At 41.5% G+C, this 18990-nt stretch carries 18 protein-coding genes; all 18 read left to right on the forward strand.

Annotated features, from left to right (window positions below):
- Positions 1-83 precede the first annotated feature (83 nt).
- The 18 genes from mnmE to AN394_RS16935 all read left to right on the forward strand — a co-directional run bounded on the left by mnmE (position 84) and on the right by AN394_RS16935 (position 18764).
- On the forward strand, positions 84-1448 hold the full coding sequence (mnmE, locus tag AN394_RS16850; RefSeq protein ID WP_055022068.1) for a tRNA uridine-5-carboxymethylaminomethyl(34) synthesis GTPase MnmE: 1365 nt from the start codon (positions 84-86) through the stop codon (positions 1446-1448).
- A gap of 147 nt (positions 1449-1595) precedes the next feature.
- On the forward strand, positions 1596-2336 hold the full coding sequence (locus AN394_RS16855; protein ID WP_055022069.1) for an isocitrate lyase/phosphoenolpyruvate mutase family protein: 741 nt from the start codon (positions 1596-1598) through the stop codon (positions 2334-2336).
- Between the two features lie 586 nt (positions 2337-2922).
- Positions 2923-3372 (forward strand): FMN-binding protein MioC, encoded by a 450-nt coding sequence (gene mioC, locus AN394_RS16860; protein ID WP_055022073.1) that lies wholly within the window; start codon positions 2923-2925, stop codon positions 3370-3372.
- 429 nt (positions 3373-3801) lie between these two features.
- On the forward strand, positions 3802-5691 hold the full coding sequence (gene mnmG, locus AN394_RS16865) for a tRNA uridine-5-carboxymethylaminomethyl(34) synthesis enzyme MnmG (protein ID WP_054554801.1): 1890 nt from the start codon (positions 3802-3804) through the stop codon (positions 5689-5691).
- A gap of 15 nt (positions 5692-5706) precedes the next feature.
- On the forward strand, positions 5707-6327 hold the full coding sequence (gene rsmG, locus AN394_RS16870) for a 16S rRNA (guanine(527)-N(7))-methyltransferase RsmG (RefSeq protein WP_054554802.1): 621 nt from the start codon (positions 5707-5709) through the stop codon (positions 6325-6327).
- A 13-nt stretch (positions 6328-6340) separates the two neighbouring features.
- Positions 6341-7126 (forward strand): ParA family protein, encoded by a 786-nt coding sequence (locus tag AN394_RS16875; RefSeq protein ID WP_054554803.1) that lies wholly within the window; start codon positions 6341-6343, stop codon positions 7124-7126.
- A 20-nt stretch (positions 7127-7146) separates the two neighbouring features.
- The gene (locus AN394_RS16880; protein WP_054554804.1) at positions 7147-8058 is read left to right on the forward strand and encodes a ParB/RepB/Spo0J family partition protein; all 912 of its coding nucleotides are present in this window, start codon (positions 7147-7149) and stop codon (positions 8056-8058) included.
- 159 nt (positions 8059-8217) lie between these two features.
- Positions 8218-8598, forward strand: a complete 381-nt coding sequence (locus tag AN394_RS16885) for an ATP synthase subunit I (protein WP_055022070.1) — start codon at positions 8218-8220, stop codon at positions 8596-8598.
- 15 nt (positions 8599-8613) lie between these two features.
- On the forward strand, positions 8614-9471 hold the full coding sequence (atpB, locus tag AN394_RS16890; protein WP_054563741.1) for a F0F1 ATP synthase subunit A: 858 nt from the start codon (positions 8614-8616) through the stop codon (positions 9469-9471).
- 56 nt (positions 9472-9527) lie between these two features.
- Positions 9528-9761 carry a F0F1 ATP synthase subunit C gene (gene atpE / locus AN394_RS16895; RefSeq protein ID WP_010561330.1) on the forward strand — a complete coding sequence of 78 codons (234 nt, stop codon included), beginning with the start codon at positions 9528-9530 and terminating at the stop codon, positions 9759-9761.
- Between the two features lie 42 nt (positions 9762-9803).
- The gene (gene atpF, locus AN394_RS16900; RefSeq protein ID WP_054554807.1) at positions 9804-10274 is read left to right on the forward strand and encodes a F0F1 ATP synthase subunit B; all 471 of its coding nucleotides are present in this window, start codon (positions 9804-9806) and stop codon (positions 10272-10274) included.
- A 16-nt stretch (positions 10275-10290) separates the two neighbouring features.
- Positions 10291-10824, forward strand: a complete 534-nt coding sequence (atpH, locus tag AN394_RS16905; protein ID WP_054554808.1) for a F0F1 ATP synthase subunit delta — start codon at positions 10291-10293, stop codon at positions 10822-10824.
- 14 nt (positions 10825-10838) lie between these two features.
- Positions 10839-12380, forward strand: a complete 1542-nt coding sequence (gene atpA, locus AN394_RS16910; RefSeq protein WP_054554809.1) for a F0F1 ATP synthase subunit alpha — start codon at positions 10839-10841, stop codon at positions 12378-12380.
- 59 nt (positions 12381-12439) lie between these two features.
- Positions 12440-13300 carry a F0F1 ATP synthase subunit gamma gene (gene atpG / locus AN394_RS16915; RefSeq protein WP_054563740.1) on the forward strand — a complete coding sequence of 287 codons (861 nt, stop codon included), beginning with the start codon at positions 12440-12442 and terminating at the stop codon, positions 13298-13300.
- A gap of 32 nt (positions 13301-13332) precedes the next feature.
- A complete protein-coding gene (gene atpD, locus AN394_RS16920) occupies positions 13333-14718 on the forward strand; it encodes a F0F1 ATP synthase subunit beta (protein WP_054554811.1) in 1386 nt (461 codons plus the stop codon).
- Positions 14719-14731: 13 nt separating this feature from the next.
- Positions 14732-15154 carry a F0F1 ATP synthase subunit epsilon gene (locus AN394_RS16925; RefSeq protein WP_054554812.1) on the forward strand — a complete coding sequence of 141 codons (423 nt, stop codon included), beginning with the start codon at positions 14732-14734 and terminating at the stop codon, positions 15152-15154.
- 269 nt (positions 15155-15423) lie between these two features.
- Positions 15424-16782, forward strand: a complete 1359-nt coding sequence (glmU, locus tag AN394_RS16930; RefSeq protein ID WP_055022071.1) for a bifunctional UDP-N-acetylglucosamine diphosphorylase/glucosamine-1-phosphate N-acetyltransferase GlmU — start codon at positions 15424-15426, stop codon at positions 16780-16782.
- Between the two features lie 143 nt (positions 16783-16925).
- Entirely contained in the window at positions 16926-18764 is a 1839-nt protein-coding gene (locus AN394_RS16935) for a choice-of-anchor I family protein (RefSeq protein WP_055022072.1), read from the forward strand.
- The last annotated feature ends 226 nt before the right edge of the window (positions 18765-18990 follow it).

The following is an 18990-nucleotide window of genomic DNA, read 5'->3' on the forward strand; positions in this document are numbered from 1 at the left end:
ATTCAAACAGCTATTCGCATGAAATTAAGCCATAGGTTACAATAGAACCAGCATTCATTCTTTTATTGGCATTATTTCATCGCATGATTAATCAAGACACAATTGCAGCACAAGCGACCGCACCAGGACGTGGTGGGGTTGGTATTATTCGCGTCTCTGGCAGCTTAGCTAAAACAGTGGCAGAACAGATTATTGGCCGTTGTCCTAAAACACGTTACGCAGACTATGTACCATTTAAAAGCTTGAACGGTGAACAGCTTGACCAAGGTATTGCTATTTACTTCCAAGGGCCAAATTCATTTACCGGCGAAGACGTACTAGAACTACAAGGTCACGGCGGCCCTGTCGTATTAGATATGCTATTAAAAGAAATTAGCCAAATTGACGGTGTACGTTTAGCAAAACCAGGTGAGTTCTCTGAGCGCGCATTTATGAATGATAAGCTTGATTTAACTCAAGCAGAGGCAATTGCCGATTTAATTAATGCAACCAGTGAACAGGCAGCAAAAAGCGCCCTCCAATCACTGCAAGGTGAATTCTCTAAGCACATAGAAACGCTGGTGGAGAAAGTCATTCACCTACGTATGTATGTTGAAGCCGCAATTGATTTTCCAGATGAAGAAATCGACTTTTTATCAGACGGTAAAGTATCAACAGATCTCAATGCCATTATTGATCAATTAGAGAATGTAACTCAGCAAGCTAAGCAAGGTAGCATCATGCGTGAAGGTATGCGTGTTGTTATTGCTGGTCGCCCTAACGCTGGTAAATCAAGCTTATTAAATGCTTTAGCTGGCCGAGATGCAGCCATCGTTACCGAAATAGCTGGTACAACACGTGACGTTTTACGCGAACATATCCACATTGATGGTATGCCACTACATATTATTGATACCGCAGGCCTGCGTGAAAGCCCTGATAAAGTAGAGCAAATTGGTATTGAACGCGCATGGGATGAAATTAACCAAGCCGATCGCGTACTATTTATGTTAGACGGCACAGACACATCAGCCACTGATCCTCATGATATTTGGCCAGAGTTTATGGCCAAGTTACCAGAGGGTATGGGTGTTACTGTGATCCGAAATAAAGCCGATATTTCCGGTGAAAATGTCGGTATGGATGAACATGATCAATATCCGGTGATCCGTTTAAGCGCTAAAAATGCAGAGGGTATAGAGTTAGTTCGTACTCACTTAAAGGCATGTATAGGTTTCCAAGGTGCCACAGAAGGTGGATTTATGGCACGCCGTCGTCACTTAGATGCACTTGATCATGCAGCCTATCATTTAAACACAGGTAAAGAGCAACTAGAGATGCATATAGCTGGTGAGATCTTGGCTGAAGAATTACGCCTAACTCAACAGTTCTTAAATGAGATAACGGGTGAATTTACCTCTGATGACCTACTTGGGAAAATCTTTAGTTCGTTCTGTATCGGTAAATAAATTACGGTCATCAATATTATAAAAAAGAGTCGCAAGACTCTTTTTTTGTTTTTACTTCAACTAATCAATTATCGGTTCAGGGCCGAAACCAGCCAGTAATTAACCTCATATCAATTAGTCTAGCGATGTTATTAAACGGAGGACATCATGGACAAATATCAACTCTTTCACCAATTACACCACCAGCAAAGCGGCTTTATACTTGCTAATGCGTGGGATCTTAGTTCAGTACAATTCATCCAAGCTGCGGGAGCTAAAGCAGTAGCAACAACCAGCTGGGGAATTGCTGCCAGTTTAGGGTTAGCTGATGGTGAAAACATCTCTTTTAAAACTCAATTAGCGCTGGTTAAAAGCTTAACCGAACACCTTCATATTCCACTCTCTGTCGATATAGAGTCAGGCTACAGTAACGATCCGCTGCAAATTAGCGAAAACGTTTTAGCGTTAGCAAGATTAGGAGTTGTAGGCATCAACATAGAGGACTCAGATAAAAACACTAACGCACTGAGATCTACCGAGCAGCAATGCACTATTATTAGTGAAATAAAAAAAGTACTTAACGAAAATGGCTTCGGTGGTTTATTTATAAACGCCAGAACTGATACCTACTTTGTTAGTGACTCCCCTTTTCAAGCAACATTAAAGCGAGCAAAAGCGTATCAAAATGCAGGTGCAGACGGTCTGTTTGTACCCGGCTTAACTAACATAGATCACATAACCAGCTTAGCTAACACAATAGATATGCCATTAAATGTTATGGCAATGAGCAATTTTAACTCAGCAAAAGCCGCTTTCGCTGGTGGTGCAAAACGGTTTTCATTGGGTAATTCGCTTTATGAACTAGTCGGTAATACGATAAAAACCAGTTTAACTCAGATCGAAAACTAACTTAGCGAGCTAAAAAATCAGATCAAAACAGCTTTTAAGATCGAATTTAGCTAAAAATGTTATCCACATTTGGGGATTTTTTAGATCTAAAGGCTGATTTGATCATAAAAAAACGCTGATATTTGAATTTATTTTCATACAACAGCCCTTTTTGATAACTAATTTTCTTAAAAATAGCCTTTATTAGCGCTTATTTAAGTTTTTTTCGATCTATTTTATTGATCGCAAATTGCAAACCGATCGTTATCAACAAGCGATCTATCCACAAAACGATCATACTCACTATTTTTATCAGATCTGAAAAATTAAGCGCTTACACATAATTAAAGATCAACAACTTAGCAAAGTTATACAGTTTCCAATATTTAGCTTGATCAGAACTTTCCCCAAATTTATTAACAGCTTGATCAAAGGGTTTAATTTATGAATAAATATAAAAAACGATTAAAAACAGTAGATTATAAAAAGCATTGAATTAAAGCTGTCATTTTAAGCAGAAAAACTTATTCAGATCGTAATTCAACGCTTTACTCACACCCTAACTTAGTTATCATGTGGCCACTTATTTCTATACATGATCAATCACATGCAATCAGTAAATATCATCGTTGGCAGCCAAATGGGATCTGCAGAATACGTGGCAGAGCAACTAGCAGAAGCCCTTGAACAACAAGGGATCCAAGTGCAGCTTCATGAACAGCCTGTATTTGATGATATTGATCAGCAAGATACTATTTGGTTGTTATGTACTTCTACATACGGTGCGGGAGACTACCCAGAGAACCTACTGCCATTTATTGAGTCTATTAACCAACAGGCTGATCTTAAAGGATTAAACTACAGTGTGATCGGATTAGGTGACACTAGTTACGACACCTATAACTATGCAGGCCGTAATCTAGATGAGTTATTAGCTATTAAAGGCGCAAACCGCGTGGCAGAACGCTTAGAGCTAAATATTCTTGATGAAGCATTGCCAGAAGACACAGCATTAGCCTGGTTACCAAGCTGGATCGAATCAGTGGGGCTCAATTAAACCGATCGGTGTTGATCGTTGTTATAAAAGTTACCCACAATTTACTGATAATTTAGATCGGATTGTGGATAAACACTGATCTAACTGCGATTTTAACCTAGTTTATCCCTTGGATAAGATCCAATCGATATTGCCCTGTGTATAAATAGCCCTTTTGATCAAAGCTTTTACGCGGGAAGATCCGATCATATTAACACCTTTAGATCTGCGTTAAGATCATGTTTTAAATAGTAAAGCGAACATTATCAACAGATCTAGCCGTTATTAGTAGTAAGAGTAATAAAAGATCTCTTTAAAAGATCCTTTATATTATTAGAGATCACCCACTTAGATCTTGAGCACTGTTTAATCATTTATCTTCTCTAAATTTCTAGGTAGAATACGCTCCCTTTACAAAGTTTTGCTGGTCGATTAAGTAGGATCCCATAAATGATTTTTCACGAACGTTTTGATGTTATTGTTGTAGGTGGTGGACATGCAGGTACTGAAGCTGCATTAGCATCTGCTCGCATGGGCATGAATACCCTATTGCTAACTCATAATATGGATACCCTTGGTCAAATGTCTTGTAACCCGGCAATTGGCGGTATTGGTAAAGGCCATTTAGTTAAAGAGATCGATGCACTTGGTGGTGCAATGGCTCAGGCTATTGATAAAGGCGGTATTCAATTTCGTACTTTAAACTCATCTAAAGGCCCTGCAGTACGTGCTACACGTGCACAAGCTGACCGTGCTTTGTATAAAGCAGCTATTCAACATACTTTACAACATCAAGAAAACTTAAAGATCTTCCAACAATCATGTGACGATCTAATCGTTGAAGGTGATCGAGTAATCGGTGTTGTAACGCAAATGGGTCTTCGTTTTAGCGCGCCTTCTGTGGTTCTTACCGTAGGTACTTTCTTAGGTGGTCAGATCCATATTGGTTTAGAGAACTTCAAAGGTGGTCGTGCTGGCGATCCACCTTCAATTGCACTTGCAGAGCGATTACGTGAATTACCTTTCCGTGTTGATCGCTTAAAAACAGGCACGCCTCCTCGTATTGATGCGCGTACTGTTGACTTTAGCAAGATGCAAGAACAGCCTGGTGATACCCCAACGCCTGTATTCTCATTTATGGGTAAACAATCGGATCACCCACAGCAGATCCCGTGTTACATCACTTATACAAATGAAAAAACACATGATGTGATCCGCAATAACTTACATCGCTCACCTATGTATTCAGGTGTAATTGAAGGTATTGGTCCACGTTACTGCCCTTCAATCGAAGATAAGATCGTACGTTTTGCTGATAAAGACAAACATCAAATCTTTGTTGAGCCTGAAGGTTTAACATCATACGAATTATATCCAAATGGTATTTCAACGAGTTTACCGTTTGATGTACAGCTTGAAATTGTGCAATCAATCACTGGTTTTGAAAATGCACATATTTGTCGTCCTGGTTATGCTATTGAGTATGACTTCTTTGATCCGCGCGACTTAAAGCAATCATTAGAAACTAAGTTTATTAATGGTTTATTCTTCGCAGGCCAAATCAATGGTACAACCGGTTACGAAGAAGCAGGCGCACAAGGTTTAATTGCGGGTATGAACGCGGCATTACAAGTACAAGGCAAAGAGTCTTGGACACCTCGCCGTGATGAAGCATACACAGGTGTACTAATTGACGACCTAGCAACATTAGGTACTAAAGAACCGTACCGTATGTTTACTAGCCGTGCTGAATACCGTTTATTACTTCGTGAAGATAATGCCGACATTCGTTTAACTGAGAAAGGCCGTGAACTTGGCTTAGTTGACGATGCTCGTTGGGCTGCCTTTAACGAAAAAATGGAAATCATCGAAAAAGAAACGCAACGCTTAAAAGAAACATGGATCCACAAAGATCACGTTGCTGTTGATCAAGTAAACGCGTTATTAAAAACACCACTGACTCGTGAAGCGAGCCTTGAAGATCTGATCCGCCGTCCTGAAATTCGTTATAACGACTTAATGGCAATCGATGGTTTAGGTTCTGAGTTTGATAACCAAGCTGCACTTGAGCAAGTTGAGATCCATACTAAGTACGCAGGCTATATTGCTCGTCAGCAAGATGAGATCAATAAGCAGCTACGTCATGAACAAACTGTATTACCAAAAGACTTTGATTATTCAACTGTTTCTGGTTTATCGAATGAGGTTATTGCAAAGCTTACTGATAGTCGTCCAGATACAATTGGCCAAGCGTCACGTATTTCAGGTATCACCCCTGCTGCTATTTCGCTATTATTAGTCTATCTGAAAAAGCAAGGCTTACTGCGCAAGACTGCGTAGTTGGTGAGGAATACAGTGTTACAACAACAATTAACTTCGCTGTTAGCGCAAACTGATATTGCGCTAACAGAAAAACAGCAACAACAACTTGTGCAATATGTTGAATTATTAGACAAGTGGAACAAAGCGTATAACTTAACCTCTGTTCGTTTACCTGAAGAAATGATGGTTAAGCATATAATGGATAGCTTAGTTGTTGCACCACACCTTAAAGGCAAACATTACATTGATGTAGGTACGGGTCCTGGTTTACCGGGTATCGTATTAGCTATCGCTTTACCTGATACACAATTTGTGTTGTTAGATAGTTTAGGAAAACGCGTACGCTTTTTGATGCAGGTAAAACATGCACTTGGCCTTGAAAATGTAACCCCAGTGCAGTCTAGAGTTGAAGAATATCAACCAAGTGTTAAATTAGATGGTGTATTAAGTCGTGCATTCGCCTCTTTACAAGATATGGTTGACTGGTGTGCGCACTTGATTGATCATTCAGGTAAATTTATCGCCTTAAAAGGCGTATTTCCGAGCGAAGAACTAGACTCATTACCTAAAGGTATTAAGTTTGATGAAAAAATCAGCTTGGAAGTACCTGAGTTAGATGCACAAAGACATCTAATCATTCTATCTAAAGACTAGGGATCAGAGCACTGTGGCAAAAGTCATCGCATTAGCAAACCAAAAAGGTGGTGTTGGTAAAACAACCACCGCTGTGAATCTCGCGGCATCGATGGCCGCGACGAAGCGTAAAGTGTTATTAATCGATCTTGATCCGCAAGGAAACGCTACCATGGGTAGTGGTGTCGATAAATACGGTGATGTTGCGACTATTTACGATTTATTGATTGAAGAAACACCAATCGATGAAGTGATCAATAAAGAAACCTCAGGTGAGTATCACTTAATTGCTGCTAATGGCGATGTGACTGCCGCTGAAGTTAAACTAATGGAATTGTTTGCTCGTGAAGTGCGTTTACGTAATGCGCTTGAACAAATTCAAGATCAATACGATTTCATTTTTATCGACTGCCCGCCTTCACTTAACATGCTTACTGTTAATGCAATGGCTGCCGCAGATTCGATTTTAGTTCCGATGCAATGTGAGTATTATGCCCTTGAAGGTTTAACGGCATTAATGGATACCATTACTCAGCTATCTAAGCTAGTAAATCCAGCGTTAACAATTGAAGGGATTTTGCGCACCATGTATGATCCGCGCAATCGCCTTGCAAATGATGTATCAGAACAACTCAAACAACATTTTGGCGATAAAGTATATCGTACCGTTATCCCACGTAATGTCCGTTTAGCAGAAGCGCCGAGTTTTGGTGCCCCTGCCATGTATTATGACCGTGCATCAAGTGGTGCTAAAGCTTACTTAGCCCTAGCCGGCGAAATGTTACGTAGAAAAGAGAAAACATCTTCAGCAGTAGCCTAACTTCGAGGTAAAAAAATAACATGTCTGCTAAAAAACGCGGTTTAGGCCGAGGACTCGACGCTTTATTAAGTTCATCAAAACCTGCCCCAAGTGCAAATAATCAGCAACAAGCGACAGCAACACCAGAGCAAGTCTCTGAAGTTGTTGCAGAGCAAAGCAAAGGTGAGCTGCAAAAATTAGCGATTGAGTTTTTACAATCGGGTAAATATCAACCGCGTAAAGACATGTCTGAAGAAGCGCTAGAAGAGTTAGCCAGCTCAATTCGTGCTCAAGGCATCATTCAGCCAATTGTTGTGCGCCAAATTGGTGCAGACAAATATGAAATTATTGCTGGTGAACGTCGTTGGCGTGCTGCTCAACTTGCAAAATTAGATGCTGTTCCATGTATCATCAAAGATGTACCAGATGAAGCAGCCGTTGCAATCGCATTGATTGAAAATATCCAACGTGAAGACCTAAACGCGATGGAAGAAGCGATTGCATTGAATCGTTTACTTAACGAATTTGAACTCACTCATCAACAAGTCGCCGAAGCTGTTGGTAAATCGCGTACGACTGTGACTAATTTACTACGTCTAAATAACCTTAACGAAGATGTTAAAATATTGTTAGAGCATGGCGACATCGAAATGGGTCATGCACGTTGTTTATTGGCACTTGAAGGCGAAGCGCAGTCAGATGCTGCTAGATTAGCGGTTGCTAAAGCGTTGACTGTTCGTGAAACTGAGAAATTAGTTCGCTCTATCTTAGAACCAGCTCCGAAAAAAGAAGTGCAAGAAAAAGATCCGGATGTCAAACAGTTAGAGCAAAAACTTGCTGAAAATTTAGGCGCCAAAGTAGAAATAAACTACAATAAAAAAGGCAAAGGCAAACTGGTTATCTCTTATACAACTCTTGATGAGTTGGATGGCATTTTAAGCCGTATAAATTAAGACTATTCCCGTCATTAATTAATAACATGTCCAAAAAGAGACATTTGTGGTGTTTTTGCACTACAAAGGGTCGACTCAAGTTGCAAAACTGGTAGGAATCAGTATAATTTCGCCAGTTTTCATACCCTGACAATTTAACGTTCTAAAGGTTAACAAAACGTGACTAATAGGTTAGCAAAGCCGTATAGGCTTGCCGCATTTAAATTAATTTGTCTTCAGGGTATCGTAGCATTAATCGCTGCAGTAATTGTTTTTATAGGTTGGGGAGTCAATGCCGGCCAGTCAGCGCTTGCTGGCGGAGCTGTTGCACTACTCCCTAATTTTGTATTTGCTGTCTATGCATTCCGTTATATGGGTGCAAGTCGAGTAAATCAAGTGTATGCCTCGCTAAAGCGCGGCAACGGATTAAAATTTATGCTAACAATCGTTTTGTTTGCACTGATACTGAAGTCTTACACGGTCGTTTTATTACCGTTTTTCTGTGTTTATGTATTGGTGTTATTTAGCGGATTGTTTGCGCCCGTTTTTTTTAATCATTAACTTTTGGGATATAACATGGCTGCAGAAGAAGTAACTCTATCAAGCCATATTCAGCACCACTTAACTAACGCTAAGATGTGCTCGACCGACGCTGGTCTTGCCTTCAACAAAGCGTGTGCAGACAGTGGTTTCTGGACATGGAATATAGATACCCTCGCATGGTCAATCGGTCTAGGTCTTGTATTTTTATGGATCTTCCGTAGTGCCGCTAAGAAAGCAAATACCGGTGTACCTGGTAAATTTCAGTGTTTCATTGAAATGATCGTTGAGTTCGTTGGCGACAACGTACGTGACACATACCACGGTAAAAGTGCATTAATCGCTCCATTAGCTCTAACGATTTTCGTTTGGGTGTTCTTAATGAACTTAATGGACTTGATTCCGGTTGATTTCCTACCTGCATTAGCTGGCTTCGTTGGCGAGCAAGCATTTGGTATGGATTCTCACGATGTTTACATGAAGATTGTACCTACAACAGACATCAACATGACTGCTGCACTTGCTATTGGTGTATTCATTCTGATGATCGGTTACGCAATCAAAATCAAAGGGATTGGCGGATTCTTAGCTGAATTAACGCTTCACCCGTTCAGCTCTAATAACAAGCTAGCGATGGTGTTCTTAATCCCATGTAACTTATTACTAGAAACAATCGCTTTAGTTGCTAAGCCGTTCTCGTTAGCACTGCGTTTATTCGGTAACTTATATGCTGGTGAGTTGATTTTCATCTTGATCGGCGCAGTTGGTTTAATGCAACTACCGTTGCACTTTATTTGGGCTGTATTCCACATCTTAGTAATCGTACTGCAAGCATTCGTATTCATGATGCTTACAATCGTTTACCTAAGCATGGCAAGCTCAGATAATCACTAATTTTTTACACTTTTAAATTTTAACTTTAATTTACAATTGAAACTTTGGAGAAAAAAATGGAACTAATGATTGGTCTTAAGTACATCGCTGTTGCTCTACTTATCGGCTTCGGTGCAATCGGTACTGCTATCGGCTTCGGTAACATGGGTGGTAAATTCCTTGAAGCTTGTGCACGTCAACCTGAACTTGCACCTTCATTACAAGTTAAGATGTTCATCCTTGCTGGTCTAATCGATGCCGTAGCTATGATCGGTGTTGGTATCGCAATGGTATTGTTGTTCGTACTTTAATATTATTTTTTGAACAGCTTACTATTTTAAGGAGGAGCGGTCGTGAACTTAACAGCCACTCTTATCGGTGAATTAATTGCATTTACGGTTTTCGTACTTTTCTGTATGAAATACGTATGGCCACCACTAAATGGTGCAATTGAAGCTCGCCAGAAGAAAATCGAAGATGGTTTAGCTGCCTCTGATAGAGCCGAAAAAGACTTAGAACTTGCGCAAAAGAAAGCTGCTGAGCAGCTTAAAGAGGCAAAAGCTCAAGCGGCTGATATCATTGAACAAGCTAAAAAGCGTGCCACGCTAATCGTTGACGAAGAAACTGTTCGTGGTCAACAAGAGCGTGAAAAAATTATTGCTCAAGGGCACTCTGAAATCGAAGCAGAGCGTAACCGTGTAACAGAAGAACTACGTAAACAAGTAGCGACGCTGGCAGTGGTTGGTGCTGAGAAGATTTTAGAGCGCGAAATCAATCAAGCCGCACACAGTGACATCGTTGAAAAACTTGTCGCTGAGCTGTAATTAGGAGGGTATGAGCATGTCTGAATTGGCTACTATCGCTCGCCCATACGCTAAAGCGGCTTTTGAACTTGCCGTTGAAAAAGGCACTGTTGAAAGTTGGAACGACATGCTGTTCTTTGCTGGCCACGTTGCCAGCAACGAGCAAGCCGCTGCCGCGCTAGCTGGATTGCCTACTGCTACTGAACAAGCAGATCTGTTTATCAAGATCTGTGCAGAGCAGCTCAACGAACAAGGTCAGAACCTAATCAAGGTGATGGCTGAAAATGGACGTTTAGTTGCACTGCCTGCTGTTGCTGAGTTATTCGCTGAATTTAAAGCGGACTACGACAAAGAAATCGACGTTGACGTGATTTCTGCAACACCGCTTGCTGCTGAGCAGCAAGCAACATTGGTAGCGGCACTTGAAAAACGTTTCGCACGCAAAGTTAAGCTGAATTGTAGTGAAGATACTACAGTTGTTGGCGGTCTTATCATTAAGGCGGGTGACACTGTAATCGACGGCTCAGTACGTGGCAAATTAGCCCGCTTAGCTACATCACTACAATCGTAATTGGGAAAAAGAGCATGCAACTTAATTCCACTGAAATTTCAGATCTGATCAAACAACGTATTGAGCAGTTCGAAGTTGTAAGTGAAGCTCGTAACGAAGGTACTATCGTATCTGTTACTGACGGTATCATCCGCATCCACGGTCTTGCTGACTGTATGCAAGGTGAGATGATCGAGCTTCCTGGCAACCGTTATGCTATCGCACTAAACCTTGAGCGTGACTCAGTAGGTGCTGTAGTAATGGGTCCTTACGCTGACCTTAAAGAAGGCGTAAAAGTTAAATCAACTGGTCGTATCCTAGAGGTTCCTGTTGGTCGTGGTCTACTTGGTCGTGTTGTTAACACACTAGGTGCACCTATCGACGGTAAAGGCGCTTTAGATAACGACGGTTTTGAACCTGTTGAGAAAATCGCACCAGGCGTTATCGAACGTCAATCAGTAGATGAGCCAGTACAAACTGGTTATAAATCTATCGATGCGATGATCCCAGTAGGTCGTGGTCAACGTGAGCTTGTGATCGGTGACCGCCAAACTGGTAAAACTGCATTAGCAATCGATGCTATCATCAACCAAAAAGGTACAGGCGTTAAGTGTGTGTACGTTGCAGTTGGTCAAAAAGCATCTACTATCGCTAACGTAGTACGTAAACTTGAAGAGCACGGTGCACTTGAAAACACAATCGTTGTTGTTGCATCTGCTTCTGAATCTGCGGCACTTCAGTACTTAGCACCATTCTCTGGTTGTACTATGGGTGAATACTTCCGTGACCGTGGTGAAGACGCGCTAATCGTATATGATGATTTATCTAAGCAAGCTGTTGCTTACCGTCAAATCTCATTACTACTTAAGCGTCCACCAGGCCGTGAAGCATACCCAGGTGACGTATTCTACCTTCACTCACGTCTTCTAGAGCGTGCATCACGTGTAAACGCTGATTACGTTGAGAAGTTCACTAATGGTGAAGTGAAAGGTAAAACAGGTTCATTGACGGCATTGCCAATCATTGAAACTCAAGGCGGCGACGTTTCTGCGTTCGTACCGACAAACGTTATCTCTATCACCGATGGTCAGATCTTCTTAGAAACTGACTTATTCAACTCAGGTATCCGTCCAGCTGTTAACGCTGGTATCTCGGTATCTCGTGTTGGTGGTGCAGCGCAAACTAAAATCGTTAAGAAACTAGGTGGTGGTATCCGTCTAGCGTTAGCTCAGTACCGTGAATTAGCTGCGTTCTCGCAGTTCGCGTCTGACCTTGACGATGCAACACGTGCTCAATTAGAGCATGGTGAGCGCGTAACAGAGCTAATGAAGCAGAAACAGTACGCACCAATGTCTGTTGCTGAAATGTCTCTGTCGCTATTTGCTGCTGAAAAAGGCTACCTAAAAGACATCGAAATCGCGAAAATCATGGATTTCGAAGCTGGCCTAATTTCATACGCAAACAGCACATACGCAGAGCTAATGGCTCAAATCAATGAAACTGGTAACTACAACGCTGAGATTGAAGCTCAACTTAAAGAACTTCTAGAGAAGTTCAAGTCGACGCAAACTTGGTAATTTAGTTATGAATGGTGAGCTTTAGGTAACTAAAGCCCACCTGATTCGGAGAGAGAGTCATGGCCAGCGGAAAAGAGATTAAAAGCAAGATCGGGAGTATCAAGAATACTCAGAAGATCACCAGCGCAATGGAAATGGTTGCTGCGTCTAAAATGAAAAGAGCGCAGGAACGTGTGGCGTCAAGCCGTCCATACGCTGAAAACTTACGCCAAGTGATTGGTCGTGTTGCTCAAGCAAATCTTGATTTTACTCACCCTTTCTTAGAAGAGCGTGAAGTAAAACGAGTTGGTTATATTGTTATCTCTACTGACCGTGGTCTATGTGGTGGCTTGAACTCAAACGAGTTTAAAAAAGTTGCCCTAGATGTTAAAGCGTGGAAAGAAAAAGGCGTTGAAGCTGAATTTACTACTTTAGGTAGCAAAGCAGCTGGCTTTTTCCAACGTTTTGGCGGTAAGTTAGTCGCTAAAAAAGCGAACTTAGGAGATACACCTTCACTACAAGACGTTATTGGTCCTGTAAAGACAATGCTAGATGCATACTCTGAAGGTAAAATTGACCGCTTATACGTAGTATTTAACAAGTTCGTTAATACTATGAAGCAAGAGCCAACAATCGATCAGTTACTCCCTTTGCCAAAAGCTGAAGAAGAAGTATCTCAACATTCTTGGGATTACTTATATGAGCCAAACCCAGAAGCGATTTTAGAAGCTCTGTTAGTACGCTTTATTGAGTCTCAAGTATACCAAGGTGTAGTTGAGAACGCTGCCTCTGAACAGGCTGCCCGTATGGTTGCAATGAAAGCTGCAACTGATAACGCAGGCGACCTTATGGATGAGTTACAGCTTGTTTATAACAAGGCTCGTCAAGCTGCAATCACACAAGAAATTAGTGAGATTGTTGGCGGTTCGGCAGCAGTTTAACGCTTCGGCAAAGTTTAATGAGAGGAATAGACATGAGTTTAGGTAAGGTCGTCCAAATTATCGGCGCCGTTGTGGATATCGAATTTCCACAAGACAACGTGCCAGCCGTATATGACGCACTAAAAGTAACAGATGGCGACTTAGCTGGTTTAACTTTAGAAGTTCAACAACAGCTAGGTGGCGGTGTGGTACGTGGTATCGCACTTGGTACTACTGACGGTTTACGTCGTGGTACTGCAGTAGAAGGTACAGGTCAGCCAATCCACGTTCCTGTAGGTACGAAGACACTAGGTCGTATCATGGACGTTTTAGGTAACCCTATTGATGAAGCTGGTCCAATTGGTGAAGAAGAGCGTATGTCTATTCACCGTGCAGCACCTTCTTATGAAGAACAATCAAGTTCAGTAGAACTTTTAGAGACTGGTATCAAGGTAATCGACCTTGTATGTCCATTCGCTAAAGGTGGTAAAGTTGGTCTATTCGGTGGTGCCGGTGTTGGTAAAACCGTAAACATGATGGAACTTATCCGTAACATCGCAATCGAGCACAGCGGTTACTCAGTATTCGCAGGTGTTGGTGAGCGTACTCGTGAGGGTAATGACTTCTACCATGAGATGAACGACTCAAACGTACTAGACAAAGTATCTCTAGTATACGGTCAAATGAATGAGCCACCGGGTAACCGTTTACGCGTAGCGTTAACTGGTCTTACTATGGCTGAGAAGTTCCGTGACGAAGGTCGTGACGTACTTTTCTTCGTTGATAACATCTACCGTTATACTCTAGCGGGTACAGAGGTATCAGCACTTCTAGGTCGTATGCCTTCAGCAGTAGGTTACCAACCAACTCTTGCTGAAGAAATGGGTGTACTTCAAGAGCGTATCGCATCTACTAAGACGGGTTCAATCACTTCAATCCAAGCGGTATACGTACCTGCGGATGACTTAACTGACCCATCTCCAGCAACAACGTTTGCTCACTTAGATGCAACAGTAGTACTTTCTCGTGATATCGCTTCACTTGGTATCTACCCTGCGGTAGACCCACTTGATTCATCTTCACGTCAACTTGACCCACTAGTAATCGGTCAAGAGCACTACGATACAGCGCGTGGCGTTCAAACAGTTCTTCAACGTTATAAAGAACTTAAAGACATCATCGCAATCCTAGGTATGGACGAGCTTTCTGACGAAGATAAGCAAGTTGTATCTCGTGCACGTAAAATCCAGCGTTTCCTATCTCAGCCGTTCTTCGTTGCTGAGGTATTCACAGGCGCGCCTGGTAAATACGTGTCACTTAAAGACACAATTGCTGGCTTCAAAGGTATCTTAAACGGTGAGTTTGATGATATGCCAGAGCAAGCGTTCTACATGGTTGGCTCTATTGAAGAAGCTCAAGAAAAAGCCAAAAGCATGTAATTAGGAGGGTAGTATGGCGGCTATGACTGTACATCTTGACGTAGTAAGCGCAGAAGAGAGCTTGTTCTCTGGTCTGGTTGAATCGATTCAAGTGAGTGGTAGTGAAGGTGACCTTGGTGTTAACTATGGTCACGCTCCATTATTAACTGCCCTAAAACCTGGTATGGTACGTTTAGTTAAGCAATTTGGTCACGAAGACGTGATGTATATTGCTGGCGGCACGCTAGAAGTTCAACCGGATCGCATCACGATTCTTGCAGATACTGCAGTACGTGGTGAAGACCTAGACGAGCAAGCGGCTGAAAAAGCTAAACGTGATGCTGAAGAGCAAATGGCGAATACGTCAACTGCTGAGTTAGATTATCAACAAGCTGCAGTGCAACTTGCTGAAGCAATCGCTCAACTTCGCGTAATTCAACAATTACGTAAAAAGTAAGCCTACTCGGTTTTCGAAAAGCCCACTTAAAGTGGGCTTTTTTGTGCCTAAAATTCACTGTTTTATACCCTATTCTGATCATTGTACTTATAACCTGCACTTTTCCCCGCTACAATGTGTTAATTGATAATGAGCTAAGCTTTTATACAAGGTTCTTTCCTTCAAGCTAGGATTGAGTATTTGCACATTATGTGACTTGCGCAACTTTGCATGTTTATAGCTAAATTCATTACGTCCCACTAAAACAAAGAAAGAAGGATATTGTTTTAATGTCTCTGACTACCGTTATTCTCGCTGCGGGTAAAGGCACCCGTATGCGCTCTGCTCTACCTAAGGTATTACACAAAGTTGCTGGTAAACCTATGGTGCAGCACGTTATCGATAATGCCACTGCCCTTGGCGCTCGTGAAACAAATCTTGTTTACGGTCATGGCCGTGAGCAGCTTCAAGAAGCCCTATCGCACAACCAAGTAAACTGGGTATTACAAGAAGAACAACTCGGTACGGGTCATGCTGTTGCTGTTGCTAAAGAACATATTGCCGATGATGACACCATATTAATTCTCTATGGTGATGTGCCACTAACAAAACGCGCGACCTTAGAAAAGCTACTTGCTGCGACTCCAGAAAAAGGCTTAGCAGTATTAACGGTTACCTTAGATGACCCATCAGGTTATGGCCGAATGATCCGTGAAAATGGCAAGCTAGTAGGTATTATCGAACAAAAAGATGCTTCACCTGAGCAACTTGCGATTAAAGAAATCAATACCGGTATTATGGCTGCTAATGGTGCGCTACTTAAACGTTGGTTAGGTAACCTATCTAACAATAACGCTCAAGGTGAATATTACTTAACAGACATTGTTGCGATGGCACACAGTGAAGGTGTTGAAATTACTTCTGCACAGCCTGAGCATCCGATGGAAGTTGAAGGTGCTAATAATCGCGTACAACTTTCAGCGCTTGAACGTGCATACCAAGCGTGGCAAGCAGAAGAGCTAATGCTAAACGGCGCAACACTTGCTGATCCTGCTCGTATTGATATACGCGGTGAAGTAACGACCGGCGAAGACGTACTGATCGACGTTAATGTTATTTTCGAAGGTAAAGTAACTCTGGGTAATAACGTACAGATTGGCTCAAATTGCGTACTTAAAGATTGTACTATCGGCGATAACGTTGTTATTAAAGCTAACTCACTGGTTGAAGAAGCCAGTGTTGCAGCGAAATGTACTTTAGGTCCTTATGCCCGCCTTCGCCCTGGTGCGATTATGGAAGAAGACTCACACATTGGTAACTTCGTTGAGATGAAAAAGACTCGCTTAGGTAAAGGCTCAAAAGCAAATCACCTAACCTACTTAGGCGACACTGAAGTTGGCGAAAAAGTTAATATTGGCGCAGGTACTATTACTTGTAACTATGATGGCGTAAACAAATCAAAAACTATTATTGGAGATAACGCCTTTATCGGTTCTAACTCATCACTGGTGGCCCCTGTTAATATTGGCTCAATGGCAACGATTGGCGCTGGCTCTGTTATCACTAATACAGTTGAAGACGATCAGCTTGCAGTCGCTCGTGGTAAACAACGTAACCTTACTGGTTGGAAGCGCCCAACTAAAAAGTAATGAGCTACCCTACTAATTTATAAATAAAAAGCGAGTTTATACTCGCTTTTTTTATGACTAAATTTTGTTCTCATAAAAGTGCCATATAGTTGTAATACCTGGGTGTTGTAATTACCTCAATACAACTCCAAGGAAAAATAATAATGTTAAAAAGATCAATTATTGCGCTATCACTTTTAACCATTCTTTCTGGCTGCTCATTAGACGGTGACGACGGCAAAGACGGCCTACAAGGTGAACAAGGTCCTGCAGGTCAAAATGGTACTAATGGAACTGATGGGGTAAATGGCATCGATGGTACAAACGGAACTGACGGAGCAAATGGTACAGATGCAAACGCTGCTTTAACTATAAATCTTATCGGCCGTGCAGTGCTGAACGCAGAAAGCCCTGAAGGTGCTGCGGAAATTGTTGCTTACCAAGCATCTAAACAACGAATATTTGCTATCAATAGTTCCGGTGATTCTGCGGTCGTTAATATCATGAAAGCCGATAGCTTTGACCGTGCAGCTTTAGTTAAAAATAACGAAGGGGTTATAAACGGCACTAATTTAAGCTCAGAGATTACCCTTGCACTTAATGAGCACAGTGTGGGCGATGCAAACAGTATCGCTATTGATGCTAATAATGAACTTTTAGCCGTCGCAATGGCAGCTAGTAATACCGGTGATGCTGGTTTAATCGCATTTTATGATATCAGTGGCGACGAGCCTCAGTTTATTAAAAATGTCACTGTTGGCGCCCTACCCGACATGGTTACTTTTAGCCATGATGGCAATAAAGTATTGGTTGCAAATGAAGGCGAACCTAATGGTGACTACAGTATTGACCCTGAAGGCTCTATCAGCATTATTAATATAAATGATGGTGTAATTGCAGATACTGCTATTAGCATTACTTTTTCGGCTTATAACGACAAACAAGCAGAGCTTGAAGAACTTGGGATTGTATTTGCTAACCCGAGAGGTCGAACAATCAACGGTAACTTGATTAATACAACCGTAGCAATGGATTTAGAACCTGAATACATCAGCATTTCAAAAGACAATAAGTTTGCCTACGTGTCACTACAAGAAAATAACGCCCTTGCTATCGTCAACCTTGAAGATAATAGCATCGAGCTAAAAGGCTTAGGTTTTAAGGATTGGTCTAATTTACTTTTTGATGCATCAGATAAAGACGGTGGCGTTAACTTTAAATCGTACCCTGGTCTCTATGGCATGTATCAACCAGATACTATTTCAAGCTTTACTTGGAAAGGTGCTAACTTTATTGTCACAGCGAACGAAGGTGATGCTCGAGAATACTTCTTTGATACAACCGACGAAGCTGATTGTTTAGCAAAAGGTGGTCTAGATTACGATGAAGATGATGGGTGTTTATCATATATAGATGAAACCAGAGCTAAAGACTTAACACTGGCAAGCAATTTTGATTACCTGAACAATGACAACAGTGATATTGGCCGTTTAAAAGTGACCACTGTTAAAGGTGATGAAGATAATAATGGCGAATATGAATCACTCTATGCATATGGAGCCCGCTCTTTTACCATTTGGGATAGTAACGGCATGGTGGTTTTTGACTCGGGCGATCAAATCTCACGCATTACTGCATCAGTTCACGGAGCTGCATTCAATAATAACGAAGATGAAAATGACGGTGATAGTCGCTCTGATGACAAAGGTGCAGAACCAGAAGCGTTAGCACTGGGTACGATTGGCGAACGTACATTTGCATTTATTGGTTTAGAGCGTATGGGTGGCATTATGGTGTTTGATATTACTAATCCATACAATGTGACATTCCAAGATTACTTTTTTAATCGTGGCTTAGAAGCTGATGCAGATATAACAGGTGATCTTGCTCCTGAAGGTATGGCATTTATACCTGCAGAACAAAGTGCAACGAATGAAGCATTGCTAGTTGTTGGTAATGAAATTTCGGGTTCAATCGCTGTTTGGGAAATTTCTACTAACTAATCCGCCTTATAAAAATAAAAAGCGACATAGCTAATTTAAAGTATGTCGCTTTTCTATGCCATTTTATCCTCACAAAAATGACTGCTTCTTGAGCTAAAACCCCTCTGCAGCCCTTTATTTGTATGGTTATTGTACTAATTTGAAAATAATCAAAAAAACCTTCAAAAAGTGCTTGCGTTAATTCTTCGCATCCCTATAATGCGCATCCACTGACACGGCGGGCAGC

Source organism: Pseudoalteromonas sp. P1-26 (assembly GCF_001401795.1).
Lineage (GTDB): Bacteria > Pseudomonadota > Gammaproteobacteria > Enterobacterales > Alteromonadaceae > Pseudoalteromonas.